Below are 18,852 nucleotides of genomic sequence, written 5' to 3' on the forward strand. Positions count from 1 at the left end.
CATGTAAAAGGGGTCTGTAACGTACAAACAGACGTCGCAATCAGTAGAAATAATGGATTGCAACTTAGGCATGCAACAAAAAAACTGCATAGAGTGTAATTCAAATCGCTTGGATACAGTAGAGGGAAAGAGGGAGATATATGCCAAGAGTAACCGTTTTAGGATACGGCAGTTTTGAAGTGGCAAAAGGAAAAAAGCTTGTCTTGGCACTCGAAGACAACGGTATAAATATTCTTCATCGGTGCGGCGGGAAAGCTAAATGCACGACTTGCAGGGTAGAAGTGCTCGAAGGTGAATATTGTGATTTAACACACGCGGAGAAAAATGCATACTCAGAAAGTTCAATTGAAGATCATTTGCGCTTATCGTGCCAAATTCGTGTAAATGAAGATGTCACCGTTCGGCCAATACTAACGGTAGAAAGCTCAGGACGAGAAGCAGGACCTCGACCCACAGAGTAGTCATGTAATTGCAAAAAGCAGCGTGTGGAATGTTTACATGCTGCTTTTTGTATGTTTACTTAAAAAAATAACAAGAACAGCTAAGGGGAGTAGCAGCTGTTCTTGTTCAAGTAAAATACCTACGGAATGATTCCTTTAAATTTTAGCATTCTGTAAGGCGGGCAGTAAATCACTCAAAAGAGTGATTATAAAGGCTTTTTTCGAACGGTTATCTGCAAATAGATTTAATTGGATTCTTCAATCACATCTCCACTTTTGTAAATATGATACCAGCCTATGGTACCTGATCCCCCTTGATCCATCCAGTCTTTATTTTTTGCTACGAATCTATAGTAAGCTTTATCGTTGTTATCTTTCCGTAAGCGGTCGTCTGTACTGAAGACAATGTTGTCACCGAGTTCTTTTTTACCGAATGCAATAGCCGTGCTGACAGGAAATTGCTTTCTTTCTACCTTGTTCTCATCTAAAGCTGCCCATGTTAAGGGGCCAACAATACCATCTGGAGACAAGCGGTGATCGGTTTGAAATTCTTTTACTACATTTTGCGTTCGCGTACCGAAAATGCCATCAACTGATGTGTTATACTTCACATCCTTTAAGCTTTGCTGTAAGTCTCTTACGTAGCTAGAGTGGGAACCTTTACGAAGCGTAGGCCTCGTTTCTGCTTTAGCTTCAATTTTTTGTGAGTAGGCATCTTTAGCAGCAGCTTCAGTAGTTAGAGTGCTGAATGCTACGCATGTTGTTGCAAGCGTAAGAGTAGAAAGCATGACAAGTGTTTTTTTCGTTAACATGAAATAACCTCCTTGTTTTTAGCAACTATTTGTCGCTTTTCATGAGCTTTATAACTAATTAGTAGCTATAAAGTCAACTTATTATAGCGCAGCCAGTTTTCTATTTGTTTTTATATTCCTATGATTATATAAGATAGTCATAAAAAACTAGTGAAGTAGATAAATCGTTCTATGTTTTCACTATAATTTCATTTTTCTCTGATACAGTACGGAAGGGAAAAAACAGTAGGTTTAAGCGTCTTGTGTACTTGGAGTATGTCTTGCTCTATAACGCTCATAATAAACGAATGAAAAGACTGCAAAGGGAATTTGGATCTCTTTGCAGTCTCTTCATGTTCAAAAGCTCTGCGTTCAACTGATAACCAGAAAGGAAAGTATTTATGTCTACTTTGTATGCTCAGCACATAAGGAACCTTTTTTCGAAAATAAAGTCCAATAAATCATCACGGAAACAAATTTTTCTCTACATATTAGGGATTTGCTGTTTGTGTATAGCGCTCATTGTAACAAACCACAATTATTCTCTTTATAAAAAACCAATAGCTGAGGTAGTGAAGACGAATGTTGTAGAAAAAAACAAATCTGCTGATTTAAATCATAACAAAGATACCGTATACTCTCAGGAAATTGTTGCTAAAATAATGAACGGAAAATATAAAGGAAGGCTTATCCATTTAGAGAATACGTACTCATATTCAGGTGCTTATGATCAAAAGTATACTGTCGGAACAGATCTTTTTGTCTCCTTAGAAAAGAATTCACAGCATGCTCTAAATGGAACAATTGAAGGAGTGAAGCGGGACAAGCAGGTTACCGCTGTCGCTGGTTTATTTATATTAATTTTGCTGGCTATTGGAAGAAAACAAGGTTTTTATTCAATTATCAGCTTATTTATTAATATTGTTCTTTTAATCGGGGCCCTCAATGTATATTTAGCACTAGGAAATGTGAGCTTGCTAGCTGTATGTATGGTAGCTGTCGTTCTTTTTACGGTTATTTCTTTGTTATTAGTAAGCGGTAATAAAGAAAAAACGCATGTAGCGATTATTTCAACTTTAATAGGTACATTTGTTTCTCTTTTAATCGCGTATGGTGTCATGCAACTGACAGATTCTAATGGCCTTCATTATGAAGGAATGGAGTTTGTAACGATTCCTCCTCAAAAAATATTTATGAGTGAGGTATTAATAGGATCTTTAGGAGCTGTTATGGATGTAGCGATTACGATTACTTCTTCTGTCTATGAACTATATGAAAAAAATAAAGAGATCGCGCGCAAAGATTTACTGAAATCAGGCAAAGAAATTGGCGGAGACATCATGGGAGCTATGACGAATATTTTATTTTTTTCATATATAAGCGGAACAATCCCAATGGTTCTTCTTTATTTAAAGAATGGCTCTCCTCTAGGATATACATTTTCGATGAATTTCTCCTTGGAGTTAATCCGTGCTCTTACTGGCAGCATTGGCATTGTTTTAACGATTCCCATTACACTCTATCTTTCGATTCTTTTTATTTTTAGAAAGGGGAACAGAAAGTGAACGTTTTACTATTGCTTGCTCTTATTTTATTTATTCTGATGAGTATTGTGGGCGGAAAAAAAGGAATCCGGTCTTTCCTTGCGCTGTTCTTGAATTTTGGCGTTATTTTTCTCACCATTCTCTTTATGCTGTCTATAAAAAATACGATTGTTGTTACGTTGATCGCTTGTACAATCATTAGCTGCATTAATTTATTTTATATTAATAAATTCAATCATAAAACGCTTGCTGCGTTTGTTTCAACAATTATTACCTTAGCTGTTTTAGTACTCTTTATTTTTATTATTGAACATCATGCAATGATTCAAGGATTTGGAGAAGAACAGGAAGAAGAAATTAACGCTTTTTCACTTTATGTTGGAATTGACTTTGCTAAAATAGCCATTTGTACAATTATTATGGGTGCCATAGGAGCGATCATTGATATTTCGCTATCTATTTCGTCTTCTATGAATGAATTATTTGTTCATGATCCGTCCGTAACTAAAAAGAATCTCTTCAATTCTGGTTTGAAAATCGGAAGAGATATTTTGGGCACCACAACCAATACACTGTATTTTGCCTTTGTAGGCGGATATTTGACGTTAATTATCTGGTTTAAGAGATTGTCGTATTCGTTTGGAGACATTATCAATTCAAAAACCTTTTGTGCAGAAGTCATTTCTATTTTAAGCGGGGGCATTGGTGTAGCCATTATTATTCCGATTACCTCTTGGATTAGTGCCTCTATTTTCTTACAAAAAAGAGAAAAAGGGAAGCAGTACAAGGAAATAAAGTAGAGAAGCGTATGGACAAATAAAAACAGAAAGTCATAAGAAACTGCCCCTCCAATGGTTAACCATTGGAGGGGCAGTTCAAATTAACCTCGGCCTATTTGTGGGATTTTGAGAGGAAACTAGGTGGAGGATGGGAGTTGTAATAGCATTAAGGATTACAATCTGTTTTTCTTACTGATAGATAATACGAAAAGGCCAAGAAGCAGAATTTACAGGAGAAGCAGCTTTTACAAGGACCGTCTCACCATTAGCTGGAAGCAGATTCTTAAAAGCATAAATTCTACGTTCACCTCTTGGGGATCCACGTCCTCGAGAGGTCTTTTGAGGTATAATATTTCGTTCATTTTTTGGGTCAAGTATCCAGTGTACGTACCAAATCTGACGTAAAAATTGTCTGTTTGTACTTTGTGGACGTTCATCAAATATACAGTGATTCACTTGGCCTGTCCAATATAGATATCGCCCGTTTCCTATATGCCATTCATCTTCTGACCGATATCTGATTCCTACACATTCACCGGGATAGATAATATCAGGGATGTTGTAATGACTTTCTCTTTGACAGCTAGGGTCACTATATTGTGTATAAGGTGTGACTTCTACCTTTTCCAATTGATTTTTTCTAAAATACAAATATTGCTGCGTGACTTGCCCTGTCGTTCGATTTACGGCTCGGTGACTTAGAAGAATACCATTATAGGTCTGTAACTTTGTGTTATCGATGCTTCTTGTAACCGTTAAGGTACCGGCATTTGAGCTTATGACGCCGCCTACTAATCTTCCATTATGAACACAGTACCCGTTTCTGCATGATGCACCGGCATTAGCTCGATATAGAACTCCTACGCATGTCCCACTAGTAATTAGAGTCAATTATATTCACCTCACATTTCAACGTTGTTTATAGAAATAGCTTTCGAAAGTACTCTTCGTTTGAAGTGATTTCTATAGATCATCCGGGCCATATTGATAGGAAGGCTGTGTTTGAATAAAATAGCCATTTCGTACTTGAGCTACCCAGTTTTGAAATATTTCTCTCCATTCAACACGGTTAAAAAACTCATCAAGCGGCTTTGAAGAATCCCATTCAATGATAAAGAACGGAACTACTGATGGATTCCATACGCCTATACTATTGACACCTGCTTCTTTGATAAGAAGTAAAGGCAGGCCTCGTTGGTAACCCATGCTTGGCTCTATTTGTAAAAATGGAGCACCTTCCCATGATGGTGGCGGAGGTGTACCGCCGGGAATATTCGTCATGGTATAATTGGCGAAGACTTGCTGCATATTCACCGCAATCAATCCATAGCTAGAGAGGATCATTCGGCGAACGCTTGTAATCGTTTTATTAGGATATTGCTCCGTATCAGGCAGTGTACGAGGGAAAAGAAGAGCACGTTCAATTTCATCAATTAAACGATTAAGAAATCTTGTTTGAGTAGCATTAAGCATAGAAGGGTGGCTGAGGAATACAGGAATTTTATAAGCTCTGTCGGCTGTATTTTTTAAAGGCATTTTAGGGGCAGCAGAGGGGGATACTTTATTGTCGCTAAGAGAGTATATTTGTCCAAGGACATTAGTAGCATTTTTACGAGAAAACATACCTGTATTATCGTATGCTAGATTTGACTTAAATTAGTATGGAAAAATAATTTCTTTAAATCAAATCCTTAAACAACTACTAAATCACTTTTCGTTCACTAAAAAATTGTAAATCAGTTAGAAATCAATTATAGTAATGAAGCATTAATACATAAGCCCTTTATTATACATCAGCTGAAGGGGAGTAGGAGGTGTTCATTAATGAGTACAAAATCTATAGATAGTATTGAAAAGGCAGCCCACATCCTAAAATTGTTGGGGGATAAAACAAGGCTTTCGATGGTGAAATTAATAGAGAACAATGAATGCTGTGTGTGTGAGTTCGTGGATATCTATCAAGCTAGCCAACCTTCAATTAGTCAGCATTTGCGAAAATTAAGAGATGCTGAGCTTGTGAAGGAAAGAAGAAAAGGGCAATGGGTTTTTTATTCTCTTAATAAAGAAAGCCAGTACTATGAGTTTGTTCTAGGTATACTTGAATCTGTACCAAGTCAGGACGAACGTTTACAAGAGCTAGAAAAACAAGGACTGCGTATTAGTTGTTGTGAATAATTGGAGGTTTAAAAAGTGGCATCAGTTGTACTAGCATCATTGATTTTTTTAGTAACACTAATTTTTGTCATTTGGCAGCCGAAGAATTTGTCAATCGGCTGGTCGGCTTGCGGGGGAGCTATCCTTGCTTTACTGGCAGGCGTTGTTGATTTTCAAGACGTCCTTGAGGTAACCAGCATTGTGTGGAATGCGACTCTTACGTTTATTGCTATTATTATTATTTCTTTAATTTTAGATGAAATTGGTTTCTTTGAATGGGCAGCGCTTCATATGGCTAGAGCTGCAGGAGGGAACGGCGTGCGTATGTTTGTCTACGTGTCTCTTCTTGGAGCCGTTGTAGCAGCGCTATTTGCTAATGACGGAGCAGCTTTGATTTTAACACCCATTGTTTTAGCCATGGTTCGGGCATTAAAGTTCGACGATAAAATGGTTTTTCCGTTTATTATCGCAAGTGGATTTATTGCGGATACAACTTCGCTGCCGCTTGTTGTTAGTAACTTAGTGAATATCGTATCAGCCGACTTCTTTGGCATTAGCTTTTCTGAATTTGCATCACGCATGATTGTTCCAGATTTAGTTTCTCTGTTTGCAAGTATTATGGTCTTGTATCTGTATTTCCGCAAAAGAATTCCTAAGAAATACAATGTAGCAGATTTGCAGAAGCCAGTGGATGCCATCAAAGATGAAAAGATGTTCCGGCTATCTGGAATTGTCTTAGTTTTGCTAGTGCTAGGCTATTTAATTGGAGAATTCTTTAGCGTCCCCGTTTCGATCATCGCAGGTATTATTGCTATTCTGTTTTTGATGATGGCAAAAAAAAGTCGAGCGGTTCATACAAAAAAAGTGCTAAAGGGAGCTCCATGGGCGATTGTCTTTTTCTCTATCGGCATGTATGTCGTTGTATACGGCTTGCGTAATGCTGGTTTAACAGAAATTCTGGCTGATGTGATCCAAGCAACGGCTAGTCATGGACTGTTTGCGGCAACAATTGGCATGGGATTCACTGCCGCTATTCTTTCATCAATTATGAACAATATGCCAACCGTTATGATTGATGCACTAGCAATCGATGCAACACACGCAGCTGGCACAATCAAGGAAGCGCTCGTTTATGCAAACGTCATTGGATCGGATTTAGGTCCGAAAATTACCCCGATTGGTTCTTTAGCAACGCTTTTATGGCTTCATGTTCTCTCAACAAAAGGCGTGAAAATTTCCTGGGGAACGTATCTTAAAACGGGTATTATTTTAACGATTCCGACATTGTTTATTACGCTTGTTGGTTTGTATATTTGGCTATTAATTATTTCATAACATGTCCTAAAAGAGATGTGTTTCAGTCAATAGGATAATCGCTGTTATTAGAAAATTTTAGATGTGTATCGAAGCTGTAGAAAATAATCTACAGCTTTTTTATTGAAAAAGTATAACGGACACTGACACGCTTTTAAAATGGGCTATGTATTTCTCATTGAAACTACTTTTCTCTCCATTCATACTCCAACAGCTCTTTCTATGATAAAATAATAAAACTGACTAAGTTTCACATGGAAATTTGAAATGTAAGGTGATTAAATACATGAAGTTAATTATTGCAGAAAAGCCGGATCAAGGATCGACGCTCGCTTCACAGTTCAAGCCGAAGCGTCACGACGGCTATTTAGAGATTCCACCGAATGAAGTGTTTACAGACGGAGCATATGTAACGTGGGCAGTGGGGCATTTATGTCAGCTTGTGAGCCCGGAAGATTATAAGCCGGAGTGGAAAAAGTGGTCAATTGACACGCTGCCGATGATTCCAGACCGTTTTCAATATGAAGTGACGCGCTCAAAAGCAAAGCAGTTTCAAGTGGTAAAAAAATTGCTTAAAAAGCCGACGGTCACAGAAATTATACATGCGGGAGATGCGGGACGCGAAGGAGAATTAATCGTCCGCAATATCATTCAGCTGTCAGGTGTGCATAAGCCGATGAAACGATTGTGGATTTCTTCGTTAACGCCAAAAGCCATTTATGATGGGTTTCAACAGTTAAAAGACGAAAGCGACACGCGCAACCTTTATTATGAAGCCTATACAAGAGCATGCGCGGATTGGGTCGTTGGGATAAATGCTTCACGCGTGTATAGCATCTTATTGAAAAAGCATGGGATGTCAGATGTTTTTTCAGCAGGACGCGTGCAGACACCAACGCTTGCTTTAATTGTAAAGCGTGAAAAGGAAATTGATAACTTTAAATCAGAGCCTTTTTGGGAAGTGCTTGCTAAGTTTGATATTGAAGGAAAAAAATATGAAGGCAAATGGCATCAAGACGGAGAGTCGCGTCTTAAAGAAAAAGAAATGGCGTATAAAATTGCTCAGTTTTGCGAAGGAAAAGACGCACAAGTTCATGAACTCGTAACGGAGCGAAAAGAGTTCCAGCCGCCTTTATTATTTAACTTATCATCACTTCAAGCAACGGCGAATAAAGCGTTTAAGTTTTCACCTAAAAAGACGCTTGATGTGCTGCAAGGGCTGTACCAGAAAGGAATTGTTTCTTATCCACGATCAGACTCAAACTACGTAACAGAAGGCGAAGCGGAAACGTTTCCTGAGATTTTAGAAAAGCTGAGTACTTTTTCTGAATATGAGCATTTATTTCCGCTTCCTTACCCTTCAATTTTAGGAAATAAACGCTACGTAAATGCAAAAAAAGTGAGCGATCACTATGCGATCATTCCAACGGAACAAGTGAAGGACCCTAGCAAACTATCAGGAGACGAACAGAAAATTTATGACTTAGTCGTAAGACGGTTAATTGCGGCACACTACGAAAAAGCGATTTTCGACTACACAACGATTACGACACTTGTGGCAAAGCGAGCAGCTTTTATTTCAAAAGGAAAGCAGCAAATTCAAGAAGGCTGGCGCAAGGTAATTTTTCAAAATGAGAAAGACGACGATGTCATTCTTCCGAATGTTCAAGAAGGCGAAGAAGGTAAAGTTATTAAGGTAGACGTAAAAGAAGGCAAAACACAGCCTCCAAAACGCTACACCGAAGGTCAGTTGATTACATTGATGAAGACAGCAGGTAAGCATTTAGATAATGATGAGCTGGAGAAAATTTTAGCAAAATCAGAAGGGTTAGGGACGGAAGCTACGCGCGCTGGAATCATTACAATGCTTAAAGATCGTAAATATATTGATGTGAAAAAAAACCAAGTGTTTGCGACTGATAAAGGAAAGGTATTGATTGACGCGATTGGAGATAAAATTTTAGCTTCACCAGAAATGACGGCTAAGTGGGAGCAGCGTCTAGCTGAAATTGGAGAAGGAGCAGCATCGGCCGCTACTTTTATGGAACAAACAAAGAAACTTTCAGCTAAAATTATCGAAGACGCTGTCGAAGCAGAAAGCAAGTGGAATTTCAGCGGATACGACACTGAATCCATTCAGCGAAAAGGCAAGGGAAAAGGTAAAAGTTTTTCTTCTAAATCGTTTGGTCCATGTAAGCTTTGCGACGGAAAAGTAGTCGATAAAGGTTCATTTTACGGATGCTCAAACTATGCAAAAACAAAATGCACGTTTACCGTATCAAAAAAGATTTTAGGTAAAACAGTTACTCAAGCTAATTTAAAAAAGCTGTTAAGCGAAGGACAGACAGATTTGATTGAAGGTTTTAAAAAAGGCGACAAGACTTTTAACGCTAAGTTAGAATGGAAAGAAAACAAAGTGCAGTTTTTATTTGAAAAGTAGAGGGATAAAAAGCGCTTGCTAAAGATAAAGAGCAGGCGCTTTTTGTATGTAAAAACAGGAGTTTTCCAGCCTTTCTAGAATTTCCTACATAGCTTATTTATGTAAAGGATGAGATTAATGAAACGAACGAGTAAAGGGATGATTCCGTTTTGGGATTATATTGGCATTGAAGAAACGCTGCTTGAAAAAGGATATGCAGAGTTGAAAATTACGATTCAACCGCAGCTTCTGCAAGGAAGAGGAACGGTTCATGGAGGCGTTATTGCCACGCTTATCGACGCGGCTGTTGGTTCGGCTGTACGTTCTTCTCTTTCTGAGGAGGAAAGTGCCAGTACAGTTGAGTTAAAAGTAAATTACACAAGGCCGGGTATAGGCGAATATTTAGTTGCAAAGTCTACATTGTCTCACCGCGGCAAAACGCTTGCTGTTGGAGAAGTGAAAATTGAAGACAGCAGCGGCAAGCTTGTTGCGCTTGGCAGTGCAACATATATGATTTTTTCAGCAAAAAAAGCTTAGGATTCTAAGCTTTTTCTGCTGAATTCAGCTGCTGACTAATACATGCAATAATTGTTTTATAGTAAGCTTTGGGATGGGGAGCAAATTCACTTTTATGTGCTGTACGGTGAATTGGCTCTTTTTCATTTGTTATCCCTTCAATGATCAGTTCTGTTTGATTTCCAAGCCACAGTTCGCAAAAGTGAGAAAACGGAGCTTTTACAAGGCCTGATACTTCTTCTTGCTGCAACGTAAACGCACTAAGAGGGTGAGAGCTGTAGTATAAAAATACATGTGCAAATTCTTTATCAACATAGTGCGGCTGAGATACTTCGTATTTAAAGACATCTAAAGGAAGCAATTCATCAAATGAAATGTTGACGCCGAGCTCTTCGTGAATTTCTCTTACACCGTCCTCAGCGGTTTCTGTATGAAGCAAATGTCCGGCAGCTGTGATATCGAGTGCACCGGGGTAATCTTGCTTTTGCTCGCTGCGAATTTGGAAATAAATATAGTCTATATCATTTTCGCGGCTGACAAACCAGCAGTGAAACGCTTCGTGCCAATAGCCTTTTTCATGAACTTCTTTGCGAGACGCTGTTCCTATGCGCTGCTGTTGGTTGTTAAATATGGTTAACACTTCATCGTTCATCATAAGTCCCCCAATTTGTTTCCTACTTCTTTCTACTCTAACCTGCCGTGAAAGGTATGTAAATAATGGAAGATGAAAATCTGCTTTGATACATACAAATATGCACAAAATAAAAGATACATCAATTTTAGTAAAGAAGGTGCATGCGTTGAATCATTGGATGGAAGTAGTACTTCGTTCGGTGCTGATTTTACTTGGCTTGTTTTTTATTACAAAGCTGTTAGGAAAAAAACAGTTATCCAAACTTTCTTTTTTTGAATATATCGTTGGCATTACGATTGGAGATATTGCGGGAACCATTTCAATGGACGTAGATTTACAGGCAAGTCATGGGGTAGTCGCGATTTTAGTGTGGGCATCGTTTCTTATTTTTGTCTCAAACGTATCGTTAAAAAGTATTAGCTTTCGAAAAGCGGTGGAAGGGACGACGACGATCCTCATTAAAGAAGGAAAAATTCTTGAGGAAAATGTAAAAAAAGAAAAATATACCGTAGATGAGCTCATGGAACAGCTTCGGAAAAAAGACATCTTTTATGTGGAAGACGTAGCTTTTGCCATGCTCGAAACAAACGGCGAATTAAGCGTGCTGTTAAAAAAAGAAAAGCAGAACGTTACGCGTGAAGATTTAGTACTGAAAGAAGAACATACAAGATTACCTCAAACGATTATCATGGATGGAAATATAATGAAAGAAGCGGTTCATGAGCTGGGGTATAGCGTAGCGTGGGTTAAAGAACAGCTCAAAGAGAAAGGTGCTGCAGTCGACAAAGTATTTTTAGGGCAAGCAGACTCAGCGGGTCATCTCTATCTTGATTATTATGAAGACTGAGGCTAGGACAAACGTATTTTAGCCCAAGTGAAAAACGAACCACTAATCAACATGTTGAATAGTGGTTCGTTTTTTTGTGATGGTACATATCGTTTTATCTGTTTCGTTCCCTCTAGCAGTTGATTGGAGGGCAAGGTAAAGGCTCCTGCGGAAAAAGCGGATCAGGTGAGACTCCGCAGGAGCGCAAGCGACGAGGAGGCTCAGCGGCCGCCCGCGGAAAGCGAAGCCTTACACGGAAATCAACTGCGGTGTCACAAGAAGTCCAGCTCATGTATCTCATTTGTTCGTCTTTAGGCTGGATTCACTTCGTTATATCTCAACCTCAGCGAGGATCTACTTCTTCCCCGGATTTTATGTCGATTACTTTAAGGTTATTTTGAGGTGCTTTAATATCTTTACTTGCAGGCGCTGCTTTTTTATTTTCTACCCAGTCTACTAACAAATCAAAAGATTGATGAGCATATGGGAGCAGGGGCTGAAGCTCTTGATTTGGATCCGTTTGTTTATTCCACACTAAGCTATCAACGTGATTTCCGTTTTTCACAGTATAAAGGCGATGAAGATTTGCCTTGCCAGCTTTTTTAACGAGTTTTTCATAGCCTTCGGCGTGAATAGACGGGAAGATAAGTGAATCGAGAGAGCCAGTCATACTGATAAGAGGCACATCGATATCGCCCGTATTTTCTACTTTTGCTACATTTTCTTTTACGCTTTTTGGACGGGTTTGATAGCGATAATTTTCAAAGATATAGTCCCATGAACGGTCGCGCAGGCCTGATGAAGTAAAGTTTAAATAGTTGTGCCAGTTTGTTCTTCCTGGAGCTGTCGGATCAAAATGGTCACGGTAAATGTTTAAAGTAACCGCCCAGTACACTTGATCATGGTAATTCCACAGTTTTTCTGATCCTTTGGGAAGGCCGGCTTTATACATTTGTTTAATAGCTTTTTTCTGCTCTTTTCCCGTTCCGTACAGCGCTTCTTCCGCGTTGTTTACAACCGGTGTTAGTGAGCTGATTAAATTTGGCGCTTTTGCACTCCACAATACGCCTTCCCAATCGACGCCTCCATCAAATAAACGAGGCTCTTTGGTTTGTTTTGGATCGTCGTGTTCAAGTGCGTATCTGACAACGTATCCGCCGTTTGAAATGCCAATTGCATACGTGGGTACTTTATGATCGTTTCGAATCAAATCGCTTGCAGGGTTTTTTCGATTAGCCGGATTGATTAGTTTGTCTGAGTAATGAGTAGTCAAGTATTGCTGAGCTGCTTTTGTCATTTGACGATAGCGCATATTCCATTCTGCTACGCTGTCGTCATCGTTAGCAAGCGCATTTTTTACTTTAGCAAAAGGATCGGTAGGGTCACTTTCTCCTTGCGTTCCTTTATCAATCGCGGCAAACGCATAGCCTTTTTTAAGAACGTAATCGCTGAATAATAAATCGGTGGACGTTTCGTTGCGCGTAGCAGGAATGCCGGCTACCACAAGTTTTCCATTCCAGTTATCAGGAACCCGGATGACGAACTGAGCGTCTTCAAAAATTCCATTTACTTGCGTTCCTTTAACCGCAGCGGGCTGATTGATTCGATACCAGCCTGATTCATCTTCAGCTTTTCCCCAGTTATAAGGAGTAAGCCCGATGTTTCCATAGAGCGTAGCCAGCTGATATTGAGCGGGGTTTTTAGTCGTCAGCCAGTTCCCGTTCGCTCCGTCAAAATAGGTTTCTGCTGATTGATCAGCATTTGGAATGACATCTGTTTTGTTAGCAGCTTCAGCAAGAGATCCTGAAGCGGAAAAACAAAGAGCAGCAGAAAAAGTAAGCGCTATCATTTTTCGTTTCACGTTTCTTCCTCCTCATGAAAATACTCATACCTTTTAAGTAAATTCCATAAAAAAGAAAAATGTCCTGTTTTAAAATCAATTTAGAAAAAAGTTTTTGCGTTTGTTTCTAAGCTGTTTTTGTCTGACAAATAGGTAAACTGCATCCAATTCTCTAGTTTCTTTTTAGGCTGCTTATATTATAATGAAACAAGGATTAAAAAAGACAGGGTAAAACAATCGATTAAATAAGTATAAAAGAAGGTAAGGGAGTAGGTCTATGAGTAGCTTTAACAGTCAGTTTTTGTATTCCATTACAATTATTCTATTAGGATACATACTAAAACGAACAAACCTCCTTCAGCAAAAAGACGGGGAAGCTTTAGCAAGAATTATTTTTAATATTACAATGCCTTGCTTGATTATTGTTACATTCAGCAGTATTAAAATTGATGGATCGCTTATTTTACTATTAGTTATTGGGATTGTCTATGGCTTGCTGTTAGCTGCAGTCGGAATTTTTGTTTTTCGAAAAGATGAGCGAAAGGTGAAAGGCATGCTGACGATGATGATTCCAGGGTTTAATATTGGAATGTTTGCCTATCCGTTAGTAGAAGGCATTTGGGGAAAAGAAGGGCTTAAATACTTTGGTATGTTTGATGTCGGAAATGCTTTTGTTATTTTTGTTTTATGCTACGTAATTGGCAGCTACTACTCAGGGGATGATATTGACATTGAATTTAAAAAGATTTTATACAAAGTATTAAAATCGATGCCGCTTCTGACCTATGTAATCATTTGTCTTCTTGCGATTATAGGCCTTCATTTACCAGCATATGTATTAGACGTCTCAGGTATTATCTCTAAAGCGAATATGCCGCTTTCTCTTTTGCTTTTAGGCGTATATTTAAATTTTTCGTTCCAAAAAAGCTACTTAAAAAAAATTATCATGTTTTTAAGCATTCGCTACGTGATCGGACTTGGCGTAGGAATTGCGCTGTTTTTCTTGCTTCCATTTGAAGATATGTTCCGGTATACAATTTTAGTTTGTTTCATTCTACCCGTAGCGGGATCCGTTTTACCTTACGCAGTAGAATTCAAATACGATCAGAAATTTGTCGGGACCGTTTCAAATATGACCATTTTGCTGAGCTTTTTGCTGCTGTGGGGAATGACAAATATTTTAATGTGAATAACAAAGGACGCTCGCACTTGTGAGCGTCCTTTTTGATGAAAAAAGGATATTCCCAAATAAACAGAGGTAAGCTAGGAGAAGAGAAAATCCATCATACATACAACCTGACGGGAGGAAAAAACGTGGAGTCCTTAACTTTTGTTTTATTTGGCGCAACGGGTGATTTAGCAAAAAGAAAAATCTTTCCTGCTCTTTATAATTTATTTACAGACAAAAAGCTCCCTGATGCTATTTCTATTATTGGATCAGGGTACGAGCAGCTATCTCATGAGGATTTTAAAGAGCGTGTAAAGCAATCTATAAACGATTTTTCGAGACGGAAAATGGAAAGTAACGAGGAAGATTTTTTGTCGCTGTTTCATTACCAAGCAGTAGACGCAAGCAAAACAGAAGATTACAAACAGCTGCTAAATCTTGTGAATGAGCAAGAAACAACTCATAGAAGTAAAGGAAATCGTTTGTTTTATTTGTCTGTAGCACCAGAATACTTCGATGTAATTGCGCTGCATATAAAAAAAAGCGGCTTGGATCAAACCGGAGGCTGGAAGCGTCTTATGATTGAGAAGCCGTTTGGACATGATCTTGCTTCAGCAAGAAAGCTTAATGAAAAGCTAAGCAGTACGTTTAAAGAAGAAGAAATTTATCGAATTGATCATTATTTAGGTAAACCGATGGTACAAAATTTAGAAGCGCTTGAATTTACGAACCCTGTACTGCAATCATTGTGGAATAACAAACACATTGCGAATGTCCAAATTACAGCAAGTGAAACAGTCGGTGTTGAAAATCGTGCAGGGTATTATGATCATACGGGAGCCATACGCGACATGATTCAAAATCATATGCTGCAGGTTCTCATGATGACAGCCATGCATCTTCCAAAACGAATTTGCTCAGAAAACATTTTAGAAGAAAAGCAAAAAGTAATGGAGTCACTGAGGAAAATTCCAGCGCAAGAAGTAGCTCGCGATGTTGTACGAGGACAATACGGAAGCGGAGAAATTGATCACAAATCTGTTAAAGGATACAAAGAAGAGCCCGGCGTAGAAGCAAACTCTAAAAATGACACGTTTGTAGCCGCTCGCTTATGGATTGATAATCCATTTTGGAAAGGTGTTCCTTTTTATATTCGAACGGGTAAACGAATGAAAGAAAAATCAACTCGTATCGTCATTGAATTTAAAGATTCGTTAAAAGGTCTGTATGAAACTCCTTATGATAAAGTAGCGCCAAACTTATTTATTATTGAAATTAGCCCAAGCGAAAACGTCGCTTTGCAGCTTAATAGCAAAAATCCATTAAAAAATGGCGTTATTGAGCCGGTTCGTATTACGTTTTCAAGAGAAGAAGAAAGTGTGCCGGAGGCATATGAACGAATTATTTACGACGCATTAATCGGCGACTCCACATTTTTTGCCCATTGGAAAGAAGTAGAGCTATCTTGGCAGTGGGTACAGCCAGTATTAGATGCATTTGAAGCTGATATGCTGCCACTTTATGAATATCCATCTGGTTCACAAGGCCCTGAAGAAGCACAAAAATTAGTTGCACAGGAAGGCTTTAAATGGTGGCTCGATGACGATGAGCATGGGGAAGCACCTGGAGTGTTTTTGCCGATTTGAAAAAGACATCTCTTTGAGGGATGTCTTTTTCACGGTTTGTATATTCTGAATTTTCTTGAGATGATTATTTTCCCTGCGTATAATCAAAAGAGTATAATCCATGAGGTATTGTGTATAGATCTATATAAAAAGACGCAGGGGGACTTTTGATGAAAACGTTAAAAATAGCGAATATACCAGGAGATGGAGTAGGGAAAGAAGTTGTTCCAGAGGCAGTTAGAGTTCTTCATACGATTGCAGAGCTTCACGGGGGATTAAAATTTGAATTTACAGAATTTCCTTGGAGCTGTGATTATTATTTGAAGTACGGACAAATGATGCCGGAAGATGGGTTACAGCAGCTTCAAGACTTTGACGGAATTTTTTTAGGAGCCGTAGGAAATTTAAATCTTGTGCCAGACCACGTGTCGCTATGGGGTCTGCTTATTAAGATTCGTCGAGAATTTCAGCAGGTAATTAATATTCGTCCGGCCAAGAGGCTAAAAGGCATCGCATCTCCACTAACGAACCCAAAAGACTTTGATTTAATTGTTGTTCGTGAAAATAGTGAAGGGGAATACAGTGAAGTAGGAGGCCGGATATATCAAGGAGAAGATCAAATTTCGATTCAAAATGCGGTTTTTTCTCGAAAGGGAACAGAACGAGCGATGCGCTATGCCTTTGAATTAGCTTCTAAAAGAAAAGCCAAAGTTACAAGCGCCACGAAGTCAAACGGAATTGTTCATTCCATGCCGTTTTGGGACGAAGTGTTTCAAGATGTTGCAAAGAGTTATCCTCATATTGAAACAGATTCCCAGCACATCGATGCGCTGGCGGCTTTCTTCGTAACAAATCCAAGTCGTTTTGATGTCATTGTGGCAAGCAATTTATTTGGAGATATTTTAACAGATATAGGAGCTGCTATTATGGGGAGTATTGGCGTTGCTCCTGCTGCAAATATTAATGTGAACGGAAAATATCCTTCGATGTTTGAACCGGTGCACGGGTCTGCTCCTGATATTGTCGGAAAAGGAATTGCAAATCCAATCGGACAGATTTGGACGGCTAAAATGATGTTGGATCATTTCGGTGAACAAGAATTAGGCAGTCATTTGTTAGAGGTTATTGAGCAAGTGACGGAATCGGGTATCATTACACCAGATGTTGGAGGCAGCGCAACTACTAGTGAAGTAACGGATCAAATTATTTCTCATTTAAAAAAGTGACGCTTCTAAAAGAGGCTGGGATAAAAGTAATGTAGTTGAAGGGAAACCCGAACGATTAATCGTTCGGATTTTTTCATTGTGATGGTGAATGTAGGTTTCATTTATTGATTTGTTTCTATAGAAAAATGAAATCGATAAATACATGTTGACACTTACATATATGAACCCTATAATAGTTTGAGTTGAGATAATTCGTATACATATTATTTATGGACTATGCTTTAGTTTGTTTTAATAAATAGGTACGAATGAAAAGATAAAAGGAGGAAAATCATGCAGAAATCGAAATTATGGACAAAAGATTTTTTAGCGGTCTCACTGACTAGCTTTTTTGTTTTTGTCATTTTTTATATGTTAACTGTCACATTGCCGCTGTTTGCAACGGATGAACTTCATGCAAGTAAGCAAAGCTTAGGGTTAATTGTGACAATTTTTTTAGTCTCCGGCATTGTGTTCAGACCGCTAGCCGGTAAGTGGATGACAACATTAGGACAAAAGAAAGTCCTATTAATAGGTGTCTTCATCTTTTTAATTGGTTCTATTTTATATATGAATATCCACTCATTATCAGCGCTGCTGCTGCTGCGTGTGCTTCATGGTATTGGTTTTGGAATGAGCACAACTGCTACAGGAGCAATTGTTGCAAATGTAATCCCTGAACAGAGAAAAGGAGAAGGGATGGGATACTATGCGACGTTCATGAATTTAGCGATGGTAGTGGGTCCGTTTGTAGGCTTAACGTTAACAAATACTTTGGGTCATACAGCGGTCTTTACCGTTGCGATTGTATCTTCTGTTTTAGCAGCATTATGCAGTTTAGTACTTCGTGTACCTGAGGTGGAGCCAGCTTCTTCTGCAACAAATAAAATACAGCCAGCTAAAGGTCTTGCGGCGTTTTTTGAATACCGTTCGCTGCCTATTTCTGTTGCTGGCCTTGTGGTAGCTTTTTCATATGCAAGTGTTATTTCGTTTGTGTCTATGTATGCAAAAGAAATGGGCTTTACGCAAGCTTCAAGCTTTTTCTTTGTTGTATACGCGGTGTGCTTATTAGCTTCTAGACCTTTTACTGGAAAATGGTTTGATCAATACGGAGAAAACAGCGTGGTATATCCGTCCATTTTATCTCTAGCTATCGGTATCTTTTTGCTTAGCCAAGCGACAACAAGCTGGGTGTTTTTATTAGCTGGAGCATTGATTGGATTAGGATTTGGAACGATTACATCAAGTTTTCAATCCATTGCTGTAAAAAAAGCTTCTCCTCATCGCCGAGGTGTCGCCACGGCTACGTTTTTTGTGTTTTTTGACTCTGGAATGGGGTTAGGGTCCTTTTTATTAGGTATTTTATCTACAGCAGCCGGATATAAAGGAATGTATGTATTCTGTTCCATTGTTGCTCTTTTAGCTATAGCAGTATACCTTGTATTGCACGGCCGAAAAAGCCAGAAACAGCGTATTATTTCTCAAAATGAATCATTAGGAAAATAATATAAATAAAAAAAGGCGTGCTCAAGGGGAGCATGCCTTTTTTATTTATGGAGCTCTAAAGAAAACGGTTGTGAGCACATCGATATTGAAG

Annotated in this window: 18 protein-coding genes; 13 read left to right on the top strand and 5 right to left on the bottom strand. The window is 38.7% G+C overall.

Annotation, left to right across the window (positions count from 1 at the left end):
* The first annotated feature begins 140 nt into the window (after positions 1-140).
* Positions 141-461 (top strand): 2Fe-2S iron-sulfur cluster-binding protein, encoded by a 321-nt coding sequence (locus NST66_RS08160; RefSeq protein WP_048021341.1) that lies wholly within the window; start codon positions 141-143, stop codon positions 459-461.
* 224 nt (positions 462-685) lie between these two features.
* Here NST66_RS08160 and NST66_RS08165 read toward each other — a convergent pair whose 3' ends face one another.
* Positions 686-1,252: a peptidoglycan-binding domain-containing protein gene (locus NST66_RS08165; RefSeq protein ID WP_340843258.1), complete on the bottom strand. Its 567-nt coding sequence runs from the start codon at positions 1,250-1,252 to the stop codon at positions 686-688.
* 551 nt (positions 1,253-1,803) lie between these two features.
* Between NST66_RS08165 and NST66_RS08170 the strand changes: the two genes are divergently transcribed.
* Both NST66_RS08170 and NST66_RS08175 read left to right on the top strand, forming a co-directional pair.
* Positions 1,804-2,796, top strand: coding sequence for a YibE/F family protein (locus NST66_RS08170; RefSeq protein ID WP_033579521.1), 993 nt, complete (start codon positions 1,804-1,806; stop codon positions 2,794-2,796).
* Positions 2,793-3,575, top strand: coding sequence for a YibE/F family protein (locus NST66_RS08175; protein WP_028413678.1), 783 nt, complete (start codon positions 2,793-2,795; stop codon positions 3,573-3,575). The genes NST66_RS08170 and NST66_RS08175 overlap by 4 nt, the downstream gene beginning before the upstream one ends.
* Positions 3,576-3,743: 168 nt before the next feature.
* Here NST66_RS08175 and NST66_RS08180 read toward each other — a convergent pair whose 3' ends face one another.
* Both NST66_RS08180 and NST66_RS08185 read right to left on the bottom strand, forming a co-directional pair.
* The gene (locus tag NST66_RS08180; RefSeq protein ID WP_033578742.1) at positions 3,744-4,445 is read right to left on the bottom strand and encodes a hypothetical protein; all 702 of its coding nucleotides are present in this window, start codon (positions 4,443-4,445) and stop codon (positions 3,744-3,746) included.
* A 72-nt stretch (positions 4,446-4,517) separates the two neighbouring features.
* On the bottom strand, positions 4,518-5,177 hold the full coding sequence (locus NST66_RS08185) for a hypothetical protein (protein ID WP_340843259.1): 660 nt from the start codon (positions 5,175-5,177) through the stop codon (positions 4,518-4,520).
* Positions 5,178-5,378: 201 nt separating this feature from the next.
* On the opposite strand from NST66_RS08185, the gene NST66_RS08190 reads away from it, so the two are divergent.
* The 4 genes from NST66_RS08190 (at position 5,379) to NST66_RS08205 (ending at position 9,978) form a co-directional block, all read left to right on the top strand.
* The gene (locus NST66_RS08190) at positions 5,379-5,729 is read left to right on the top strand and encodes an ArsR/SmtB family transcription factor (RefSeq protein WP_340843260.1); all 351 of its coding nucleotides are present in this window, start codon (positions 5,379-5,381) and stop codon (positions 5,727-5,729) included.
* 15 nt (positions 5,730-5,744) lie between these two features.
* Positions 5,745-7,043 (top strand): arsenical efflux pump membrane protein ArsB, encoded by a 1,299-nt coding sequence (locus NST66_RS08195; RefSeq protein WP_033578744.1) that lies wholly within the window; start codon positions 5,745-5,747, stop codon positions 7,041-7,043.
* A gap of 265 nt (positions 7,044-7,308) precedes the next feature.
* A complete protein-coding gene (locus NST66_RS08200; RefSeq protein ID WP_340843261.1) occupies positions 7,309-9,462 on the top strand; it encodes a DNA topoisomerase III in 2,154 nt (717 codons plus the stop codon).
* Positions 9,463-9,579: 117 nt separating this feature from the next.
* On the top strand, positions 9,580-9,978 hold the full coding sequence (locus NST66_RS08205) for a PaaI family thioesterase (RefSeq protein ID WP_098626762.1): 399 nt from the start codon (positions 9,580-9,582) through the stop codon (positions 9,976-9,978).
* 4 nt (positions 9,979-9,982) lie between these two features.
* On the opposite strand, the gene NST66_RS08210 is transcribed toward NST66_RS08205, so the two are convergent.
* The gene (locus NST66_RS08210) at positions 9,983-10,612 is read right to left on the bottom strand and encodes an NUDIX hydrolase (protein WP_033578747.1); all 630 of its coding nucleotides are present in this window, start codon (positions 10,610-10,612) and stop codon (positions 9,983-9,985) included.
* 136 nt (positions 10,613-10,748) lie between these two features.
* Between NST66_RS08210 and NST66_RS08215 the strand changes: the two genes are divergently transcribed.
* Positions 10,749-11,438 (top strand): DUF421 domain-containing protein, encoded by a 690-nt coding sequence (locus NST66_RS08215; protein ID WP_228123063.1) that lies wholly within the window; start codon positions 10,749-10,751, stop codon positions 11,436-11,438.
* A gap of 119 nt (positions 11,439-11,557) precedes the next feature.
* Positions 11,558-11,818 carry a hypothetical protein gene (locus NST66_RS08220; RefSeq protein ID WP_155008185.1) on the top strand — a complete coding sequence of 87 codons (261 nt, stop codon included), beginning with the start codon at positions 11,558-11,560 and terminating at the stop codon, positions 11,816-11,818.
* Here the strand turns inward: NST66_RS08220 and NST66_RS08225 are convergent.
* Positions 11,761-13,278, bottom strand: a complete 1,518-nt coding sequence (locus NST66_RS08225; protein ID WP_155008184.1) for an alpha/beta hydrolase — start codon at positions 13,276-13,278, stop codon at positions 11,761-11,763. The genes NST66_RS08220 and NST66_RS08225 overlap by 58 nt on opposite strands.
* Before the next feature lie 256 nt (positions 13,279-13,534).
* Here NST66_RS08225 and NST66_RS08230 point away from each other — a divergent pair, with 256 nt between their 5' ends.
* The 4 genes from NST66_RS08230 (at position 13,535) to NST66_RS08245 (ending at position 18,761) form a co-directional block, all read left to right on the top strand.
* Positions 13,535-14,446 carry an AEC family transporter gene (locus tag NST66_RS08230; protein WP_028413669.1) on the top strand — a complete coding sequence of 304 codons (912 nt, stop codon included), beginning with the start codon at positions 13,535-13,537 and terminating at the stop codon, positions 14,444-14,446.
* Positions 14,447-14,571: 125 nt separating this feature from the next.
* Positions 14,572-16,071, top strand: coding sequence for a glucose-6-phosphate dehydrogenase (gene zwf, locus NST66_RS08235; protein WP_176344177.1), 1,500 nt, complete (start codon positions 14,572-14,574; stop codon positions 16,069-16,071).
* A 149-nt stretch (positions 16,072-16,220) separates the two neighbouring features.
* Entirely contained in the window at positions 16,221-17,276 is a 1,056-nt protein-coding gene (locus tag NST66_RS08240; protein WP_033578751.1) for a tartrate dehydrogenase, read from the top strand.
* A gap of 273 nt (positions 17,277-17,549) precedes the next feature.
* Positions 17,550-18,761, top strand: coding sequence for an MFS transporter (locus NST66_RS08245; protein WP_028413667.1), 1,212 nt, complete (start codon positions 17,550-17,552; stop codon positions 18,759-18,761).
* Positions 18,762-18,852 lie beyond the last annotated feature (91 nt).

Source organism: Priestia sp. FSL W8-0524 (assembly GCF_038005965.1).
Taxonomy (GTDB): domain Bacteria; phylum Bacillota; class Bacilli; order Bacillales; family Bacillaceae_H; genus Priestia; species Priestia zanthoxyli.